21 protein-coding genes are annotated in these 18,809 nt (G+C 42.7%); 4 read left to right on the top strand and 17 right to left on the bottom strand.

Features of this window, described 5'->3' with window-relative positions:
- Positions 1–93 precede the first annotated feature (93 nt).
- From MKX68_RS03005 to MKX68_RS03020, 4 genes are all read right to left on the bottom strand, one after another.
- Positions 94–771, bottom strand: coding sequence for an ABC transporter ATP-binding protein (locus MKX68_RS03005; RefSeq protein ID WP_340908981.1), 678 nt, complete (start codon positions 769–771; stop codon positions 94–96).
- Positions 768–1,898, bottom strand: a complete 1,131-nt coding sequence (locus MKX68_RS03010; protein WP_340908984.1) for an ABC transporter permease — start codon at positions 1,896–1,898, stop codon at positions 768–770. Before MKX68_RS03010 ends, MKX68_RS03005 begins: the two co-directional genes overlap by 4 nt.
- A gap of 67 nt (positions 1,899–1,965) precedes the next feature.
- Complete coding sequence (locus MKX68_RS03015; RefSeq protein ID WP_340908988.1) at positions 1,966–3,342, bottom strand: sensor histidine kinase; 1,377 nt, start codon at positions 3,340–3,342, stop codon at positions 1,966–1,968.
- The gene (locus tag MKX68_RS03020; protein WP_076252748.1) at positions 3,339–4,016 is read right to left on the bottom strand and encodes a response regulator transcription factor; all 678 of its coding nucleotides are present in this window, start codon (positions 4,014–4,016) and stop codon (positions 3,339–3,341) included. Before MKX68_RS03020 ends, MKX68_RS03015 begins: the two co-directional genes overlap by 4 nt.
- Positions 4,017–4,297: 281 nt before the next feature.
- Here MKX68_RS03020 and MKX68_RS03025 point away from each other — a divergent pair, with 281 nt between their 5' ends.
- Positions 4,298–5,281: a cation diffusion facilitator family transporter gene (locus tag MKX68_RS03025; RefSeq protein ID WP_340908990.1), complete on the top strand. Its 984-nt coding sequence runs from the start codon at positions 4,298–4,300 to the stop codon at positions 5,279–5,281.
- Between the two features lie 141 nt (positions 5,282–5,422).
- Here the strand turns inward: MKX68_RS03025 and MKX68_RS03030 are convergent, their stop codons facing one another.
- The 7 genes from MKX68_RS03030 to MKX68_RS03060 form a co-directional block, all read right to left on the bottom strand.
- Positions 5,423–5,719 carry an SHOCT domain-containing protein gene (locus MKX68_RS03030; RefSeq protein ID WP_340027062.1) on the bottom strand — a complete coding sequence of 99 codons (297 nt, stop codon included), beginning with the start codon at positions 5,717–5,719 and terminating at the stop codon, positions 5,423–5,425.
- A gap of 63 nt (positions 5,720–5,782) precedes the next feature.
- A complete protein-coding gene (locus MKX68_RS03035; protein ID WP_340908993.1) occupies positions 5,783–6,193 on the bottom strand; it encodes a hypothetical protein in 411 nt (136 codons plus the stop codon).
- A 61-nt stretch (positions 6,194–6,254) separates the two neighbouring features.
- Positions 6,255–7,295 carry a hypothetical protein gene (locus MKX68_RS03040; RefSeq protein ID WP_340908995.1) on the bottom strand — a complete coding sequence of 347 codons (1,041 nt, stop codon included), beginning with the start codon at positions 7,293–7,295 and terminating at the stop codon, positions 6,255–6,257.
- 326 nt (positions 7,296–7,621) lie between these two features.
- A complete protein-coding gene (locus tag MKX68_RS03045) occupies positions 7,622–8,176 on the bottom strand; it encodes a MepB family protein (RefSeq protein WP_036610484.1) in 555 nt (184 codons plus the stop codon).
- 70 nt (positions 8,177–8,246) lie between these two features.
- Positions 8,247–9,110: a phosphotransferase gene (locus MKX68_RS03050; RefSeq protein WP_340908998.1), complete on the bottom strand. Its 864-nt coding sequence runs from the start codon at positions 9,108–9,110 to the stop codon at positions 8,247–8,249.
- Positions 9,111–9,120: 10 nt separating this feature from the next.
- Positions 9,121–9,669 carry an HAD-IIIA family hydrolase gene (locus MKX68_RS03055; RefSeq protein WP_340909000.1) on the bottom strand — a complete coding sequence of 183 codons (549 nt, stop codon included), beginning with the start codon at positions 9,667–9,669 and terminating at the stop codon, positions 9,121–9,123.
- A 38-nt stretch (positions 9,670–9,707) separates the two neighbouring features.
- Positions 9,708–9,923, bottom strand: coding sequence for a hypothetical protein (locus tag MKX68_RS03060; RefSeq protein WP_152683026.1), 216 nt, complete (start codon positions 9,921–9,923; stop codon positions 9,708–9,710).
- A 642-nt stretch (positions 9,924–10,565) separates the two neighbouring features.
- Here MKX68_RS03060 and MKX68_RS03065 point away from each other — a divergent pair.
- Together MKX68_RS03065 and MKX68_RS03070 are read left to right on the top strand one after the other, a co-directional pair.
- The gene (locus MKX68_RS03065; protein ID WP_340909002.1) at positions 10,566–11,945 is read left to right on the top strand and encodes a hypothetical protein; all 1,380 of its coding nucleotides are present in this window, start codon (positions 10,566–10,568) and stop codon (positions 11,943–11,945) included.
- A 153-nt stretch (positions 11,946–12,098) separates the two neighbouring features.
- On the top strand, positions 12,099–12,710 hold the full coding sequence (locus MKX68_RS03070; protein WP_340909005.1) for a hypothetical protein: 612 nt from the start codon (positions 12,099–12,101) through the stop codon (positions 12,708–12,710).
- Positions 12,711–12,922: 212 nt separating this feature from the next.
- On the opposite strand, the gene MKX68_RS03075 is transcribed toward MKX68_RS03070, so the two are convergent.
- The 4 genes from MKX68_RS03075 to MKX68_RS03090 form a co-directional block, all read right to left on the bottom strand.
- Positions 12,923–13,792, bottom strand: a complete 870-nt coding sequence (locus tag MKX68_RS03075) for a DUF4085 family protein (protein ID WP_340909006.1) — start codon at positions 13,790–13,792, stop codon at positions 12,923–12,925.
- 151 nt (positions 13,793–13,943) lie between these two features.
- The gene (locus MKX68_RS03080; protein WP_340909009.1) at positions 13,944–14,333 is read right to left on the bottom strand and encodes a hypothetical protein; all 390 of its coding nucleotides are present in this window, start codon (positions 14,331–14,333) and stop codon (positions 13,944–13,946) included.
- A 60-nt stretch (positions 14,334–14,393) separates the two neighbouring features.
- Positions 14,394–14,870, bottom strand: coding sequence for an NUDIX hydrolase (locus MKX68_RS03085; RefSeq protein WP_340909012.1), 477 nt, complete (start codon positions 14,868–14,870; stop codon positions 14,394–14,396).
- Positions 14,871–14,884: 14 nt separating this feature from the next.
- A complete protein-coding gene (locus MKX68_RS03090; RefSeq protein ID WP_047842123.1) occupies positions 14,885–15,283 on the bottom strand; it encodes a winged helix-turn-helix transcriptional regulator in 399 nt (132 codons plus the stop codon).
- A 245-nt stretch (positions 15,284–15,528) separates the two neighbouring features.
- Between MKX68_RS03090 and MKX68_RS03095 the strand changes: the two genes are divergently transcribed.
- Positions 15,529–16,116: an NAD(P)H oxidoreductase gene (locus tag MKX68_RS03095; protein ID WP_340909017.1), complete on the top strand. Its 588-nt coding sequence runs from the start codon at positions 15,529–15,531 to the stop codon at positions 16,114–16,116.
- Between the two features lie 130 nt (positions 16,117–16,246).
- Here MKX68_RS03095 and MKX68_RS03100 read toward each other — a convergent pair whose 3' ends face one another.
- Both MKX68_RS03100 and MKX68_RS03105 read right to left on the bottom strand, forming a co-directional pair.
- Positions 16,247–16,888 (bottom strand): FusB/FusC family EF-G-binding protein, encoded by a 642-nt coding sequence (locus MKX68_RS03100; protein ID WP_340909020.1) that lies wholly within the window; start codon positions 16,886–16,888, stop codon positions 16,247–16,249.
- Positions 16,889–17,185: 297 nt separating this feature from the next.
- Entirely contained in the window at positions 17,186–18,802 is a 1,617-nt protein-coding gene (locus MKX68_RS03105) for a xylulokinase (protein ID WP_340915257.1), read from the bottom strand.
- Positions 18,803–18,809: the final 7 nt, after the last annotated feature.

Here is an 18,809-nt window from a genome sequence, read left to right on the forward strand (position 1 = left end):
CCTTCCCAACGGGAATATGTGACCCTCTTCTTACACTCTCTGCCCTTAAGCCTTGGATCAATATTGTCTCCAGACTCTCAGGCCATTCTCCCTCTAATGCTGCACCAGCTTTCCATTTTCCAAAAAAAGAACCCGACTACAGAGCGGCAAAACTCGCTCATCATGCGTAACCATCACTGCACTCTTGCCCTGCTCTTTCACGAGCCGTGCAATCATGCCGACAATATCCAGCCCACGTTCCGCATCCAGGCTGGCTGTTGGTTCATCCGCGAGTAGAACAGCCGGATCGTTCATCAAGGCTCGTGCAATAGCGACCCGCTGACGTTCTCCGCCAGACAGCTTCTCCGCATACGCCTTCCGCCGATGGGTCAACCCTACCGTATCCAACAGCTCATCCACTCGTTTCTCCGCCTTGTTTTTATCCGTTCCGGCGAGCTTTGCTACGACCATGAGTTGTTCTTCTACTTTCAGATACGGAATGAGGTTGGCACTTTGAAAAATAAAGCCGAGTTGCTGAAGTCGTACATCAGATATATCCTGTTTGCTTTTACCCATAATAGAGGCCCCATCCAGTAGAACCTGCCCCTCCGTAGGTTCAAGAAGTGCGCCAGCAATGGACAGGAATGTACTTTTGCCCGAGCCGGAAGGCCCCATCACAGCCACAAGTTCCCCTTCAGCAACCTCAAGGTCCAACTTGTCCAGAATCGTCCGTTTACTGCCACCATCTTCAAAGGTCTGTGTAATTCCCTGTAATACCAATCGGTTTCTCATGCAGCAGTCCTCCCAATCGCATCAAGTGCATCAATTTTGGTAACCTTCCACACCGAGAACATTGAACCCGCCACAGACATGAGTATGAATAATACGCAGGTCAGTGCGAGGGTGGAAAAACCTAATTGAAATGGCATTGATGCTGGCAAAATGGACTCGAACAGTCGAACCAACAGTACACTTATCACCAAACTGCCAACCGACAAGACCAAGACTTGTAAAGAAACGCTACCGGCAAGATAACCATTCCGCGTTCCGATGGCTTTTAAAATGCCGAACTGACTCGTTTTCTGAATCGTGATGACATAGAAGAATACCGCAAGCACAAACGCCGAGATGACATATAAAAACGCAATCATCATGAGCAATGATCCCTGTTCTTCCTTATATCCAGGAATGGCCGATACGGCATCCGACTTTGTGATGACTTCCGTATTAGGCATTGTAGCACTCAGGCGGTCTACCTGATCGCCCCCATCCTTAATCGCAATAGCATTGTATATCGGAGCATTGGCATTGGTGTCTGCTGAACCTTGCGAAGTTCGTGAACTTCCCTGAAGTGCGAGCCACTCCTGTTCATTCAGGAACACCACAGGGGAGTGACTGAAGGACTCATTTTGTACAAATCCACCAACGGTCCACTCCATTCCCGAAGCTTGATCTACGAGGACTGTGCCAATTGTTACGCCAGATTCAGACAACTTATGATCTACCACAACCTGCCCTTTTGTCTGATCTGTAATCGGAGATCCTTCGGTAACGGTTGGAGCAAGCCAACCTTCCGGGTTGACCATGAACAGCGTGACATCGATCTTCTTCGTGTCGCCGATTGGACTGACGGTTGTCATTTTCACACCCAGCGGCTCAGCGTTCTCTTCCCCTACCACGGAGCGAGCTTGATTAAGCTGATCCTGATCCACTTGTGACCGGGTAAACCGATGATTCGAATCCTGTTCCAGTACAAAGTGGGTTGCTGCCATATTTTTGACCGAAGCTGCGTTATCATAAGCCAGCCCCTGTGCAAGACCTGTAACAAACAGTACCAGAAATGAAACCAGCACCATAATTGTAGCAATTAAGGCATACCGCCCTTTGGCATACCTCATTTCCCGAATAGCCAAGTACATGTTCTGTGACCTCCCTCTTGATATCCCAAGTATAGGAGGCGAAAATGAACGGCAAATGAATAACAGATTACATCTGCGGAAGTGTCACGGTGAAGACCGTACCCTCCGGCGAACTGGAAACCTCGATTGTACCGTCATGAATTCGGATAATTTTCTGCACAATGGCAAGTCCAAGCCCGGTTCGTCCAGAAGAACGTTCCCGCGCACGATCCACCCGATAGAATCGATCGAACAGGAAAGGCAGATGCTCGGCAGCAATGCCGTCCCCTGTATCCCGAATCTGAATCACACACTGGTTATCCGTATGCTCGGCATGAATCTCGATGCTTCTTCCCTGTGGCAGATGATTCACTGCATTTCCCAGCAGATTCATCCACACCTGCATAAGCAGCACTTCATTGCCGACCAGCTGAATGGATTCGGGCACCGATATCCGAAGCAGCAGTTCTTTTTCTTCAAGTTGCCATTGCAACACCTGAACCGCTTGCCGGAATTGATCTCGCAAAGAGAACTTTACTTTGGACAGATCCTCGTTGCCTTGTTCAAGGGAGGACAGGAGAAGTAGTTGTTTACTGAGCAAGGAGAGATGACGGCTCTCTTCCTCAATGATCGATGCATAGTGCTCCCGCTCCTGTTCAGGCAGATCCCGATCCGCAACCAATTGGGCAAAACCCTGAATCGAGGTCAGCGGTGATTGAATCTCATGCGATACGTTGGATACAAACTGCTGCCGCGCCTGATCTACCCTCTCCAATTCACGACTCATGGTCATGAAATGCTGGGCCAACTGTCCAATTTCGTCCCGCCGGGCGGTAGGCAGTTTTAGATTATATTTTCCTTGTGCAATCCGTTTGGTCGCCTCAGACAGACGTTCAATCGGATGAACCAGATAGCGGGTACTGATCAGAAAGATCAGAATACTAATGCCTATCGTAAATGCTCCAATCAGCGCAAAAAAGATTCGCAGCTCACCGAATTGCAGAATTACATCCGGGCGCATAAAGAGAGCGTAATTCGCATTGCCCAACTGTAGATGAACACCCACGGTGTTACTTAATTGATTATCAAAGAACCCAGTGATGAACGGTTTGCTTGGAAACTGGGCGACGCCATGGTATACCTCACCATTCAGCACCAGTTCTACAGCTTGTTTGTCCAGATCTTTCTCTCGAAATTCGCGGCCGTAGAATCGGTCACTTTCCTTTCCATCCGTCACATAGATTTCGTATCCAAGATCGGCGGCATTGTTCAAATACTGCTCCATTGTGTCCGGTTGCTGCTCCACAAACTGTTTCATTTGCGTCGCGATGCCCACCAGCTTCTCATCATTAAAATCCTTGAGCTTTGCATGATAGTAGATGTTGGACAAAAGAAAACCGAGCATACCGCTGACCATAATCACCGCAATCGTAATGAGGAATACCCGGACGTACAAGGTCCTCAAGGTGCTTTCACCTCCATCTTGTAACCAATGCCCCGCACAGTCTGGATGATGAAATCGTCCGTATAATCAGCAAAACGATCACGCAGCCGCTTGATATGTACATCAACGGTACGATCATCTCCTTCGTAATCTGCTCCCCATACGAGCCGAATGAGCTCATCACGCGAGAACAAACGCCCCGGAAACTGGGCAAGCTGTGAGAGTAATTCGAATTCTTTCATCGGCAAAAAGAGAATGGATTGCCCGTCCGTAACCTCCACATTGTTACGGTCAATGACGATCCGGTTCATACGGATGATATCGCTGGATGTGCGATGGTACCGACGAAATAACGCCTTTACCCGGTATACTAATTCTTCCGGTTCAAATGGCTTGGTCACATATTCATCTGTTCCTTTCAGATAACCGTCTCGCTTGTCGGATAGCTGATCTCGTGCCGTCAGCAACATAATGGGAATGTCGTAATGCTGCCGAATGTAATCACATAACTCCAGTCCGTCCATGCCTGGCATCATGACATCAAGGATCGCCAGATCGATCGGCGTTTCTTGCATTAGTTTGACCGCTTCCAGTCCATCCTGCGCTTCATGAACCCGATACCCTTCCTTGGTCATGACATGCCGCAGGAGTGCTCGAATATTGGCATCATCGTCTGCCAGCAGCAGATGTTTCATAAGGTTGTCCGCCCTTCTATGTAACGAGTACATCTCACTTTGATCCTGCACAGATGGTAGCATAAAATCAATCTCATTCGCCAGCATACATTCCCGGAAACACCGTGGCCATGTTTACATTTCCATGAATCTGGTTGACACTATTATGAGGCGCAACTATAATAAAACCATAACATATGAACGAACGCTCATATATTCATTTGTAGATGATCAAACATTGCTAGTCCACACTAGAAATCATATTACATAACGGAGCAAGGCTCCAAAGGAGAGGATTTAATATGTCAGGACATCAACACAATCATAGCCACGGGCACGATCATGGACACAACCACGCTCACACCACCAATAACAAGAAAGTACTGCTGTTTTCCTTCATCATTATTACCGTCTATATGATCGTTGAAGCTATTGGGGGATTCATCACCAACAGTCTCGCACTCATCTCGGATGCTGGACACATGCTGTCCGATTCCATTGCGCTCGGGATCGCTTTACTGGCGTTCACGTTTGGTGAAAAAGCAGTGAATACTGGTAAAACATACGGCTATAGAAGATTCGAGATTTTAGCTGCCACGTTAAACGGAATCACGTTAATCGCCATTGCGCTCTACATTTTCTACGAAGCCATTGGCCGTTTCATCAACCCGCCAGAAGTCGCAACCGTAGGCATGTTAATCATCAGCGTCATTGGATTGCTCATCAATATTCTGGTGGCCTGGATCATGATGCGTGGTAGCGATACAGAGAATAACCTGAATATGCGCGGGGCTTATCTCCATGTCATCAGTGACATGTTGGGATCGGTTGGGGCCATTGCGGCAGCCCTGCTCATGATGTTCTTTGGCTGGGGTTGGGCCGATCCACTGGCGAGTGTAATTGTCGCGGCGTTGGTATTGCGTAGTGGGTTCTATGTCACCAAATCATCCCTGCATATCTTGATGGAAGGCACTCCAGCCAATGTGGATGTGAATGAACTGGTGCAGACCATCAAACAAGTCGATGGCGTCAAAGGCGTTCATGATGTGCATGTCTGGTCCATTACCAGTAACCTGAATGCGCTGACCGCACATATCGTAGTCGATGGAACGATGGATGTTTATGCATCCGAGATCCTGGTTCAGAAGATTGAGCATATGCTGGAACATAAAGAAATCAAACATGTGACGCTCCAAGTAGAGTCCGAAAAACATCTGCACGATACCTCGGTACTATGTACCGTCAAAGGCGACGCACCAGATGCCCACGCGCATCATCACCATTGAGATGGGTAACAACATATAGTTATAACAAAAACAGGGCAGATTCCCGTTAAGGGGAACGCCCTGTTTTTTTGTTTAGAGAATTTCATTTTTTGCATGAATAGAAAATGGAATGACCTCTACCTTATCGCAGCAGGCTTTGGACTACCTGTATCTGGCGAGTAACTTCTCTTTCTTCTGATCGAATTCATATTCTGATATGATATTTTTCTCTTTTAATTCACCCAACTGCAGCAGTTGTTCATGAACATTCACAGGGGTCTTTTTTCTCTTGCTTGATATGATCAAGGCTAGAATTGAGAAAAGCAGACCATACAGGACACCCAAAATCCCCAAACCTGCCGCTACCTCCGCACTTTCTTGCGAACCATCTATAAAAACTACGATTAATAAAAAATTGAGTAAGAACCCAATAAGGCTAACGATTGATAATGCTTTCAATGAATATTCCTCCTAAATGTTATGTATGTTCTATTCAAACTTCAGGAAAGGTCGGTCAGAAGACTAAACATTAACCTCGTCCCAGTTTATAATGACGTATCCAAGCTGAAACAACAGGATGACAATATAACTGATGTTGATTCCCAAACTGGTCTTAACTTTCTTGATCTGATCCAAGTAGTCTTCTTTGTTCATTTTTCCGCGTTCCAGCTTGGACTTCATATTTTGTTTTTCTTTCCAGAACATGTAGAACTCAAGTATAGCAAATACTCCCCATGCCAATGGATATACCAGCAACACTGCATTAGCAACTGACAACAGCATAAGGGAACCTTCTTCCAAACCTTTCTCAATTCCTAATTTGAAACTTATATGCACACTCAGGGTCAGAATGACTAAACCAAAACCTATAAAACTTAAATACGGTGTAAATTTGTCGCTTCGCATATGATCTTCCTTTCCGGCAATCTCCATTGGTCTTGTGACTGTTTCATTCAAGATTACAGAGTCACTGTAGCCCAAATACTCAACTTCATTAATCTCCGCCACCACCACAAGATGAACAGCTGGATGAGCTGCAAGAAGAGTCGGAAGATGACCCCGAGGATGATCCAGATCCTCCCGAGGAACTACTACTGTCAGTACATTGATCAGCATAACAGCTGGAACTGCTCGTGCAGCCACTGCTTGACGAGGAACCATAGGCTGCCTTTTCCTGTGGAAGAATTTCCTGTTCTAGCCGCCCCATGTGTAGCCCATATGTCGCCTCGCTATGCATGGAGTAATACACCATGGCGCTAGCCATGACGAGAGCTACATCGCTACTTCCGGAAAATGCTGGAGATAGCTCTTCTTCACTTAGCGTTGCGGATCTACGTAGTTGATCAATCAAGTAGGCAATCACCTGAGCAGCTTCAGGATCTTCCTGCTTGCGTCTGGCATGAAACAGTTCATTCACCAGTTCAGATTGATCTCCCTGTGCGATCAGCTTCTGTACATCACTGGTTAATGGGTAAGTGAAAAAATCACCCCAGATTGCAGCACTGTAGGGAGTGAACTCAAATAATTGACAGTACACCCAATCAAACCATGCACGTGCTCCTGGCGTTTCGCGGCGGGTGATTGCCGGCTCATGGTGCACCGTGGAACCTATGAATTCTGCACAAAAATCAGCGTAAGATTTCGTGAACATCAGCATCTCATGCCACAAATCATCAACTTCATCACTGAACATGGGCACCTGCTTAAGTAATGAAGCCATAATGAAATATCGCTTAAGCTCTATCAATTTCCACCGATACTCCAGCGTTTTCATGTGAGGATATTCCTTTTGAATTCGGATCTTGAGTTTGTTGGCAAAATGCTTATTGTAACTCTTCTCCAATTGAAGAATGGTTTGCTGATAGGAGACTTCTTCTCGAAGTCCAAGATTCAATGGTGCTTTTTTTCGTCTGTACGTAACTTTCATCTGTTTTCTGCGTCTTCCTGCTGCTGGACGGAAAATCTTGAACTTACGTCGAACCAAATAGGCTGTTACAACTAATAAAACTGCTGCAAGGTAGTAGTAGATCGGCATAATATAACCGCTCCTCTCCGTTGATCTTCTCTATGTAGGGTTAAACTATCATTAGTATAAATGAGGAACGGCAGTTATTAATAGAGCCCTTTGGCATACATGCCAGGGCTCTAGTTTAGTATATTCCATTGTTGCTCATTCTTATGAAATGGCAATGATTATTGGAGATAGGGTATTTCCCGGGAAACTTTCCACCCATGGCGTACTCCCCCCAAGGCACACCTACCGCTAAAGCAACTTGAAAGAGAATCACGATTAGGATCAGGAAGGTAAATGCTATTGCTGACGTTAATACGATCATGACCACACTCCTAAATCATAGGTGATTATAATGGTTTATCATAAAGTACCCGAGCTTGATCACAGTTCAACGGTTCGGTAAAAGACACTTTCAAGAAGTATTCCAGCTGCCATTGCTGCGTTTTTACAGCCTGCTTACTTGTTGGCTTATCCCAAGGCGGATATACACGTATGGCCCGTTTGCCACCTTTGCCTTGATCCGATACGATATCTCGCTGTAACAATACATGCTTTGGAAACACAAATTGACCAAAGTGGCTGCCTGTGCGCGTACTAATGACATACATATCTGCTGGATCTGATACATCATATGGCTGTGTCGTTCCATCCTCACTCCGCTGCCATAGGGTAACAAATTGTCCGATCTTGGTTGGCGTCGTTTTGGCGACGCGGAATCGAATGGAGAGAGAATTTAAGGTAAACACATATGCCCCATATTCAGCATTTTGTGCTTCTTCATGTGGTTGTGAGCATACAAAACCACACTTGTCATAGATAAGTTCTTTACTGGCAAGTAAGTCGCCATGAAGCATATCGGAGGTCCATCCATTCGGACTATGCAAACTATTTTTGTTATCCAACTTGTGATACCTCTCCTATCTTGTTTAGTCTGAACTGGAGCATTCACGATAGTGTGAAAACTTTGTTAGTTCAAAGTTCCTGACATAATCGCTTCCATTCCTGCCATGCCTTCAAGTATTCAGGCAGATCATCAGGATGATGCTTGTTACTCAGCCCAATTCGGCAATATAGATGAACCAGAGCTTCCTCTATTAATCTGGATTTTTCCATTTCCACCTGTTCCAGAAGTTCGAATGTAGCAAATAATGTTTCGGTGTTGATATTATCTGGCGAGGAGCTAAACGCATACAAAAAATCATAGAGGATAGGTCCAACCATTGGAGATGGATCAATGACGCCTATGAGTTCATTTTGAGCAAATACAAAATTATGAACCCCCGTATCGCCATGTAAAAGAAACTTCTCTTCTTCCTCATGAAAAAGACGATCCACTTTGAATTGAACCAGATTATAATCATCTGTTGTTAAAATACTGCCGATATTCATCTTTGCTTCTTGAATACTAATCTGATTGAATTCTTTCCATGTCCTCTGCGGGAACTCTATTCTGCCCCATGATTTCGTATCTGTAGAACGCACATATGTATTGAATAACTCTTTCACCAGACGAGTTAACCATTCTCTCTTCAGGCCCCGGTTGAAATGGGTCGTACCTTCCATATACGTATAAATAAAATAAGTGTTAGCCGGGTCAGTGTACAAAACTTCAGGCAATAACAAAGAATTCTTATACGTATCCAAAAACTGCTGGGCGATGTGAATCTGTTCGGGTTCATCTGATTTCAAAATATAGTGCTTATTCAGACTTGTACTCAACCGATAAACACGTCCAGCTGTGGTACCTGACAAACTTTGAATTCCAGATATTTCTTCGTTGATATGATGCATCTTGAATAAGTTATTGATCTCATTAATCGTTGGATTAATTAACATATGGTTCTCCTCAATATCTGATTTCCCTTCCATCAATGATCCATTGTACGGCATCCCAAATATCCTCTGCGATATAATCAGGTTCGGTCTCCGTCCATTTGTCTCTGAATTTGGTTAATGAAGATTCCCCCCAGCCTGTTCGCACCATGATCTTGGTCGCTCCTACGGCATGGGCAGCAAGCATGTCTGTGTCTCCTACATCTCCAATAACTATGCATTTGGATAAATCCAAACCGTGTTCCTCTGAGGCCTGTAATAACATTCCGGGTTTAGGCTTTCTGCAATTGCATTCTTGCTCATGCGGACATATATAGGAGTGATCGAATCCGTACTCGCGAAATTGCTCTTCAAAATCCTGAACACTTGCCTCTCCACGAGAAATTCGATATTGATTCGTAAAAGCCAGCACCATAATTCCTTCTCGTTTCAAAAGCATAATTGCTTCTTGAGCATTGGGGTATAATCTGAAATCTCTCGGATGAATAAAATGACCTGTACCACCGATTGTTCCATCTCTGTCTATAAAAACAGCTTGTACGTTTCCCTGTGGTTTCATCATGGTCTGTTCCCTTCTCAGAAAAATTTCAAGTCGTTCATCTATACTTTTTCGTCAATAATATGCTTGCTACCATCTTGCTGCTTATGGTGTTGCAATTTTTTAATTTCAGTTTTCAGATAGTGTACTTCTTTGATTAATACATCCAGCTTTTTCGATGTTTTGGATGAATCTATCGCATAACGTACAATTGCAGCAAAGATAAGAACGACAATTAAACTTATAATTGAGATCACTAAAGTCCAGATAAATTCCAAAATGGTGTCCAACTCCTTGCTGACTTAAACATATTTATTAGTTAATAGTACCACCTTGTTGAAAATAACATAAAGGAAATGTCCTTTTTTAATTCTTCAAAAACCCTCTTAACCATAGATCAGCGAATCGATCGAGTTGTGTATTCTACTTTCTAATGCAAAATCAAGTAATTGGTGGGCTGTCAGTCTGTAAAACCCTCGGTAAATCTCGTCCTGACCCTATTTCGGAAATAGTGTACATTCGCTATTTCAGTCTTTTCCTCACGAAGCTTAAGCTTACTCTATACTTCCTCAGACTGCTCTTCATACGATGCCAGCCACAGGGTATTGCTTTGAAAACCCTCCACACTGACTTCCGCATGGAAATTCTCCTAAAGATGCATCAAACTCTGTTCAACTAAACGTTTCGGCTTTCTCCTTAACAAAATCTGCCTAATACTATGCTTCTATCCCTCCAAGTTTATATTTGAATTTAGATAACCCCCTCCCTTTTAGATATTTCTATAAAATAATTACAAATAAATCCATCATTATTATTGAATTATACGCTTACACAATGTATAATATGGGTTATTTTCCCTATTAAGGAGAGGGAAGGAATTGAAATTAAATAGACTATTTTTCTGAGGAGGATTTACACGTATGAAGAAAGTCATGAGTATTCTTTTGTCCTTTGCATTGATTCTGATGTTAAATATTCCTGTTTATGCTGAAAACGGTTCTAATAATGCCCTCACGAAGTACTTAGGGACCTCAATGCCAATAAAACAATTCGATATAGTATATGGTAGTAAAAACAGTGATTCTCATGTAAACAAATTACAAAGTTCAGATGCATCACTATTCCTTGATGAGATAAAAATTGATCAAGAGAACATTAGCTTCAATGCTGAAATTGAGTATAACAACTCTAAAAAGATATTAAATGCTAGTGGTAGTTTACGTAGTAGTTACAAAAATGAAGATGGTATTAACAGTACCGTTGGAGAACTAATTGATCAAAGTAATGAATTCAATGTTCTTCTTTTTGAAATCTATAATGATGTTCAACCCACTAAAAATTTAATAAATAAGGAACTTGAAACTCAACCACATGTAAAATTATATCTAACTGATAGAGAATCAAACATATTGCTTTTTGAATTAGAAATTCCTGAATCTCTAACTAGTATCGAGACAAGTAACTTCACTCCATCTGATCCAAAACACGATTTGTTTTGGTTTGTCAATGTTGTGAGTCCATCTGAACAAAAGGAAATTCCAGTAGATGATACTATGCTTAGAATTATAGCTGAAAATGAAAATGATCTCTTTACTCCAACAGCAGTAGGTAGTTTTACAGATTGGGTACATCCCACAACCTACAGTAACACTTATTATGTAGCAGGCGATGAAATCAAAAATTTCTCACTTCCTTATGGCTCTTGGAAATCATTAAACGTTACACCGTCCTCAACTTGGGTAAATAGTTTTAAAATAGCCGAGCACGTTACGGTTAATGGAAAAAAAACAAATGCTGAAAACCTGTTCACATACAAAAATGTTAAACTTACAACTGGGGTAGGTGCATATTCTTCTATTGATAGATCATTTATTGATGGGAGTATGGTCGGAAAGGGGTCCGGATCAGCTTTAGCAATGAAAATCGCTGAAACTGTTTGGTCAAAAATAAATGTTGTTGGTCTCCCTTCATTAACTAACATAAAAAGCTGGATAACTGCTTCAAACCAAGCCCTTACAAGTAAAAACGTAACTTTAGGTAGCTCAAATGTCAGATTAAGTACTAATCCTGCTGCAGTATCTGGGATTTCTTCAGACAATTATACGCTCCATAAAAATACTGGTAGCAATACTGGGCACTACTTGACACTTCAAAGTGATGTACAGTTTAATGGAAATCCGGGACAATCTGCTTCTGCTGCCAATGGTGTGATGTTCGTTAGCTGGGATACCTATTTTAATGGTTCAAAATATAATTCGGGTCAAAAAACACTTGAGTTCCAGTATAAAGTGAATAATTAAGCATATAAGTTTAAGGTAGCATAGACTTTGCAAGGAGAAGTGGACATACCCTTTATATTTTGTAATCTTTAATGTGCTACTTCTCCTTGCAATTCACTTATCATAAGTTTTAAGTTTATAATTGACAAATTACTTAAGTGAGAGGAGCCTAAGATGAGACTAAAAATAAATATATCTATTATTATGAATGTGTTACTAACATTGTGTCTTATTGCATTAACGGTGTTTTCTATTCACCAATACAAGCTTCAAACCTCGTATAAAGATTATTTATCGCAAAATTTATCCTATGATATCATAACATTGGCACAAGCTATTGAATCCAATAATAAGTTATATGAACAACTATTACAGACAGACACATCAACAAGTGATATTCGTATTGGGCTTAATGTCCTCTATAATAATTACAGATCAATAGCTTCCATAGCTGGCACTTATTCTTCGATGTATAATCAATTCCAAGATTTTAATGAATCTGCCTCATTGGATATTGAAAATTTATCAAGTTCTACTATTAAAATGAGGGATTTTTTACAAGATGTTATGGAAAAAAACAGCCTAATCGACTCAAAAATTAAGACGGTTTTGGAAAAAGAGTACGCTTCTAATTCTAAATGGCTACAAGTTATTGAACAGAGTGAACTATTTTCAGTTAAAGAAAATGGGGAAATTAGTTTTAATAAAGATGAAAACTTATCTATTAATGATTCAACTTGGGTTAACTTCTTCAAAGAATTGGAGGCTAATACTAGCAATAGTTAAAGAAAATTATAAATCACTCGTCCCCTTCACTATACTTTGTAGACTCCATTTCCGCATAAGTGAATGTACATCTTGCAGAAGTGGAGCCTAAAGCAAGTTAATACCAGAGAAATACTTTTCATGCATCTCAAGATGACTAACATTTTGAACTGCCCATAAAAAAACATTAGTTTCAACTACAGTTATTACAACTTTATGGAATCACCTTTATTTCAGCCGCACTCCTCCTCCACCAGAATGTCAGCACAGCGAACAATCAGCTCAGGCATATTCTCTCCATCAAATAAAACATGAAGTTCATATCCGTTATCGATCCGATACAGCTCTTGATACAGCCAGTAACTGCCTACAATCTCACCCTCTTGCTTGATGATTTCGGGTGCAACCAGTGTAAGTTTATTTATATTGGTGAAGCCCCCACGGGTGTCAAAACGAATGACCACTTCATCCCCTGTCAGCAGTTCCGTCACTGTACAATCATGATATTGAACCCGACTACGGATTTCATCGGGAATATCCTGCGCTAGAATGGCTTCCCTGTATTCATTCGATACACGCTCCATCTCTCTCCTATTTTCTGCACTCTGTTTCTTCAGCTGGAGCATAACTTCTCTCGTGCAATAACCCAACGTAAATACACGGATATCCGCAATTTGCTCATATATTTCCTTTGGTAATCGTTCTTTCTGGTGTTTGTAATCCCATTCCTGCATCTCTTTAAATGCAATTCTATGCTGTAGCTCGTCAAAAGGTGGCCTCACATCATAATCCGCGATTAATTTTTCGATTCGCTCTCTTTCTTCAGCAGGCATCTGGTATACTCTTTTATCGTCTTCCGATATTTCATTCCCACTAAGAAACTTTTCGGCAGATACAAAAACATGGCCATTTTGCTCCAGTAAAAAACGAGGATCTATATTGTACATCTCACGCTGAAGCTCTATATACTCTTTTTCTTTTCTTTTATAACGTCGCAGGAAAAGTGCTTCGTCCAATTCGTAAGCTCCTCTATGTACCCTCATCCCAAAATGAAGCCCTGTCCGCTGACACAGCTCATACCATTCTTTCGTTCGATATCTCATATGCATCTCTCCTGCTAATTTTTAGAAATTAAATCTACTTTGCTATTGAAGCATAGACCTGATCTCGTTAGAAATGACTTTATTGTTTGCATCGCTACTCCTCGAAAATCTTCAGCCTCAACGATTCCTTATACTCAACAGACGTACTGGTCTACCCCAAGGTTTGAAACAATTTGTGTTTTATTTCTTTGTCGTTTCGCGCGGCCCATTCATGAACAGCTTCTACGCCTGCGGATTCCTGACCTCGTTGAAAATAAAAACATAGATCCATCGGCACTAACCATTTACCATAGAGTTTGATGCCAATCCGTCTGTAATTCATATAAATACACTCAATCTGAGATGCATCATATCTCTGATGTTTCATAGAAATCACATGATCGCTCTCCAGCGTAATACTGGGTTTAGTGAAAAACAAACGCCAGAGCAGAAAAACGATATAACCGAGAATAAAGGTCAATATAATGATCAGGAAGTACTTCATAATACCATTTTCATCATAAATAATATTTCTGAAAAACATAGCTTCAATGACCAACATACATAATAGGCTCAACCATGCTCTTGGATAAATCGTCTTGTACGTGATGAGTTCCACCTCCTAATCATTCTCTTCATTAATCCGAAGCCACTCGGAAGGGGTTTTTCTGGCAAAATGCTTTTCAACAAAATCCAAAATGTTATCAATCCCAGGCAATGCCGCATTTTCTTTAGCTTCGTCAAACGTCATCCATTGGTACTCGGTATGTTCATGATTTAACCGGACAGGCTGGTCTTCATCCACGTATCCTACGAATACGGGAGCGGTATAGATATACTCCCCCATGGGTGAATAATATTGTTCGAATTGATTGGCAGAGTACAACCGGACTTCCGTAATACCTGTTTCCTCGTTAACTTCTCTAAGCGCAGCTTCCCATGCCTTCTCGCCCTCTTCTATCCCGCCGCCAACATAACACCACTCGTTATGCAACATACGACCAGCCCGCTTCAGCATCAGTACACGGTATTGATCGAGGCTTTTCTTCAACAGAACTACAGCCACGCCTTCACAACGAATAGGGACTACCTGTTTCACGTGCTCCGCACCATTCAATTTCTCGCCCCCTTCTCTTCAGAATCGAAGTCCTCCAAAACTTTAAACTTATCTCCGTGGATTTTATCCAGATGCTCTTCTCCCCAATAACATAAATGGTCCAGGGCAGGCTTGAGTCCCCAGCCGTAGTCCGTTAACTCATATTCCACTTTGGGAGGAACCTCCGAATATACCTTGCGCTGCACAATCTCATCCTTTTCCAGACCTCTGAGCTGTGTTGTCAGCATCTTCTGCGTAATGTCAGGTATCAATCTTCGAAGCTCCGACGTGCGTTTCCGTCCTGTCATCAAATGATAAATAATTAAAGGCTTCCACTTTCCGCCCATCACTTCCAAGGCCGCTTCCACGCCAACTTTATATTTCTTTGTAGCGTTTGTGTCTTCATGTTCCGTCATTTTTGAACCCCTCCATAATCAGGCTATATCAAGGTGAATCATAATCTTTTTATTGCTCTTTTTTCTATTATTTGAGCCTATTTCGAGGCATCCATTTAGGGTACTTTAATGTTCCTATAGCACTTCATTCTTCCTATAGAACATCAAAGTGCGTACTTCCAGATGTTTTCATACCTGTTTATAATAGCATCAGCCACTGATTTATGGCTACAAGACTGCAATCCAGAAAGGTAGTGAAAGATAAGATGAACGTACTCGTTGTAGTATCCCACCCGCGTAAAGATTCCTTGACCTTTCAGGTAGCTCAACGTTTTGCACAGGGGCTTACCGAGGCTGGTCACAGTTATGAGATATTGGATTTGCATGGGATTGGATTCGACCCGATTCTTCGTGAGATAGACGAACCAGACTATACCCAAGAAAATCAGGTATTCTCGCCTGAGGTTGAGACGGAGATGGAGCGGTTGAAGAAACACGATGCTGCGGCTTTTGTGTTTCCTCTCTGGTGGTGGCATCTGCCAGCCATGTTGAAAGGTTATGTGGATCGTGTCATGAACAACGGGTTTGCCTACGGCGCGAACAAACTTCCTCATCAGCAGATATTGTGGATCTCTCTTTCGGGTGTGACGGAAGAACAGATGCAGAAGCGCAACTATGGTCAATCGATCGCCAATTTGCTCAATGTGGGTATTGCCGATTACTGCGGCGTGTCCCAATCGAGGGTTGAGTTTTTATATGAAACGTTGGAATCCAAGCCTGAGCATTATGAGGCACTGCTGAACCATGCACATCACTTGGGACTGAACTATGCCAACGATATTCCGACTCCATGATCGTATGAGAAAAAAGGTATGACCCGAATATGAATTCTGAAGTTTTGTGGTACGTTCAATGGTGAATCACTACGCTTGAACACGGCAAAAAAGGTCGCTCCGAAGAGCGACCCTGTCTGTGTGTCTTGCATTATTTTACTGTCGAGAGAAGAAACTTCTCCAGCATGGTGATATCAGTGATGCTATGGTTGCAAGCTGTGTTATCCATGCATACATACTGGGCAACGGAAGAAATATTATCCGGCGTATGGCTCTTGGTCTTCACGTTGAAGAATCCGAGCTCCTGATGGCGATGACAGAACATGCAGTACCCTTTCTTGTTCGTAGCTGTAAGCCGTCCCTCAATACCAAGGAATTTGCCCTCGTGCGGGTATACGATGAACAAGCGATTGGTCGCAATGTCGGTCCATCTCAGGTAGGTTGTACGTGCGTAGTCGATGGATTCGAGATCAGGCAATTTGAGCTTCTTCGCCTTCGGATACAGCTTCTGAATCTGCTTCGCGGATACTTGTGGATATGGAATCAGATATGATTCGAGCTGGTTCAGATACGTCTGCAATTCATGTGTCGTCTCATACGTGGATAACTGCTCCAGCAGTTGCTTCTGCTCCATAGTGAGTTCATCGAAGATGCTCACCGCATTGGTGCCGACCGTATAACGGACGGTTTCCAATACTTTTGGATCCACAACTGAGCGTAGCGTTTTCAGCAGGAAATCAGCTTGTTTTTGAATATAATTAAATTGATGATTCTGAATAAATGGTGTTTGCATGGCTTTCAGCCCCTTATATTTATTAAGAAAATAAAGTAAGGTGCAAAGCCTGCGGGATGTAACATTATGTTGATGTTGATTCCAGGGCAAACAATCTCATTTTGTCGCGCCCTACACAAAGTCCGCCCCTATTCAGGCTTTGCATAAGGCTTTCTAGCGAACGAGCAATCCGGCATCATCCATATTGCCACGTCATAACCCCCAATACGATAGATATATCGAAATTATAGCAGGGCAGCATAGTGTAGGCAACGGGCTTCGTTCCAATTTCCTCTGTTCAAGAAATATAGTTACATCTTAGGCTTTCTTCCCATTTTCCACGAAATGATCTACCGCTGACTGCTCAATGGCCAATCCTTCTGTGTAACGCTCCATGAACAAGGCAAATCCATTCACATCCGCGCTATTTGGAGAAATCTCTTGTCCTTCTGCATCAATAAACACCTTAGTAGTAAGGTACTCCGCCAAACCCTCGTGTTGCTGCTTATTAACCATGTAGGAAGCCAAAATAGCTATTCCCCATGCGCCACCTTCACCAGCGGTAGACATGACCGACACGGGAATATTCAGTGCGGATGCGCACATTTTTTGAGCGACTAGTGGGGTTTTGAACAATCCGCCATGCGCCCAAATGTGCTCAATCGTTACGTGCTCCTTCTGTGTAAGAATATCCAGCCCGAGCCTAAGTGCAGCAAACGCAGCAAACAGATGGACTCTCATGAAGTTTGCCAGATTGAAGCGGCTCTCTGGAGAACGTACGAACAACGGACGACCTTTTGCAATTCCTGTAATGTTCTCGCCTGAATAGTAGCCATAGCTCAGTAAGCCACCGCCATCAGCGTCAGCTTTCAGTGCTTCATTGAACAACACACTGAATAACTGGTTCATATCGGGCTTCTGTCCCATCGCCTCATAAAACTTACGGAACAAGTCGACCCAGGCATTAATATCGCTGGAGCAGTTATTCGCAAGAACCATAGCCACAGGATTGCCATCAGGTGTAGTGACGATATCAATCTCAGGGTATACCCTAGATAGGTTTTTATCTAATACAATCATGGCAAAAATCGATGTACCTACGGAGATGTTACCCGTACGTTTTTGGACACTATTTGTAGCGACCATCCCTGTTCCAGCATCCCCTTCCGGAGGGCACAGTGGTATATTGGATTCCAAGTTACCTGATGGATCTAACAATCGAGCACCAGCTTCACTAAGATATCCGGCATGTTCACCGGCAGTATACACTTTAGGTAAAATATCTTTAAGATTCCACGGGTAGCCTTTGTCGGTAATTAAATCGTCAAACTTTTTCAACATTTCTTCATGATATCCCAGGGTGGATTCATCAATTGGGAACATGCCTGAGGCATCCCCTATACCTATAGCTTTACTGCCAGTTAACAGCCGATGTATGTAACCTGATAGTGTCGTAATATAATTGATGTTAGCTACGTGCTCTTCTCCGTTCAAAATCGCTTGATACAAATGTGCGATGCTCCAGCGCTCTGGAATTTTAAACTGAAATTTCTCGTTTAGCTCTGATGCAGCCTTACCCGTTGTGGCATTGCGCCATGTACGAAACGGAACCAATAACTCCCCTGTCTGATCAAGTGCAATGTAACCCTGCATCATAGCAGAACATCCGATCGAGCCAATTTTTTGTATCGTTACACCATAATTTGTTTCAATCTCTTGCTTTAATTGATGATAGGTTTGTTGCAACCCATGAATCATTTCATCCATAGGGTAAGTCCAGTAACCGCCAATCAATTGATTTTCCCACTCATAACTGCTGGAACAGATGGTATTAAAATGGTGATCAATAAGTACAGCTTTGATTCGTGTGGATCCAAATTCAATGCCTAGCGAAGTTTCTCCCCTGACTATCGCTTGTTTCAAGATTTGATCCATCATCGTT

The organism is Paenibacillus sp. FSL M8-0212 (genome assembly GCF_038004645.1).
GTDB lineage: Bacteria > Bacillota > Bacilli > Paenibacillales > Paenibacillaceae > Paenibacillus.

Coding starts and splice junctions, on each gene's coding strand:
- MKX68_RS03040 (WP_340908995.1), bottom strand. CDS start 7,295: ATGCCGATCTACTACTACCTTGCAGCAGTTTTATTAGTTGTAACAGCC.
- MKX68_RS03075 (WP_340909006.1), bottom strand. CDS start 13,792: ATGAGATATCGAACGAAAGAATGGTATGAGCTGTGTCAGCGGACAGGG.
- MKX68_RS03070 (WP_340909005.1), top strand. CDS start 12,099: ATGAGACTAAAAATAAATATATCTATTATTATGAATGTGTTACTAACA.
- MKX68_RS03035 (WP_340908993.1), bottom strand. CDS start 6,193: ATGGAGATTGCCGGAAAGGAAGATCATATGCGAAGCGACAAATTTACA.
- MKX68_RS03020 (WP_076252748.1), bottom strand. CDS start 4,016: ATGAAACATCTGCTGCTGGCAGACGATGATGCCAATATTCGAGCACTC.
- MKX68_RS03055 (WP_340909000.1), bottom strand. CDS start 9,669: ATGATGAAACCACAGGGAAACGTACAAGCTGTTTTTATAGACAGAGAT.
- MKX68_RS03095 (WP_340909017.1), top strand. CDS start 15,529: ATGAACGTACTCGTTGTAGTATCCCACCCGCGTAAAGATTCCTTGACC.
- MKX68_RS03090 (WP_047842123.1), bottom strand. CDS start 15,283: ATGACGGAACATGAAGACACAAACGCTACAAAGAAATATAAAGTTGGC.
- MKX68_RS03080 (WP_340909009.1), bottom strand. CDS start 14,333: ATGTTGGTCATTGAAGCTATGTTTTTCAGAAATATTATTTATGATGAA.
- MKX68_RS03005 (WP_340908981.1), bottom strand. CDS start 771: ATGAGAAACCGATTGGTATTACAGGGAATTACACAGACCTTTGAAGAT.
- MKX68_RS03105 (WP_340915257.1), bottom strand. CDS start 18,802: ATGGATCAAATCTTGAAACAAGCGATAGTCAGGGGAGAAACTTCGCTA.
- MKX68_RS03010 (WP_340908984.1), bottom strand. CDS start 1,898: ATGTACTTGGCTATTCGGGAAATGAGGTATGCCAAAGGGCGGTATGCC.
- MKX68_RS03065 (WP_340909002.1), top strand. CDS start 10,566: ATGAAGAAAGTCATGAGTATTCTTTTGTCCTTTGCATTGATTCTGATG.
- MKX68_RS03050 (WP_340908998.1), bottom strand. CDS start 9,110: ATGTTAATTAATCCAACGATTAATGAGATCAATAACTTATTCAAGATG.
- MKX68_RS03100 (WP_340909020.1), bottom strand. CDS start 16,888: ATGCAAACACCATTTATTCAGAATCATCAATTTAATTATATTCAAAAA.
- MKX68_RS03025 (WP_340908990.1), top strand. CDS start 4,298: ATGTCAGGACATCAACACAATCATAGCCACGGGCACGATCATGGACAC.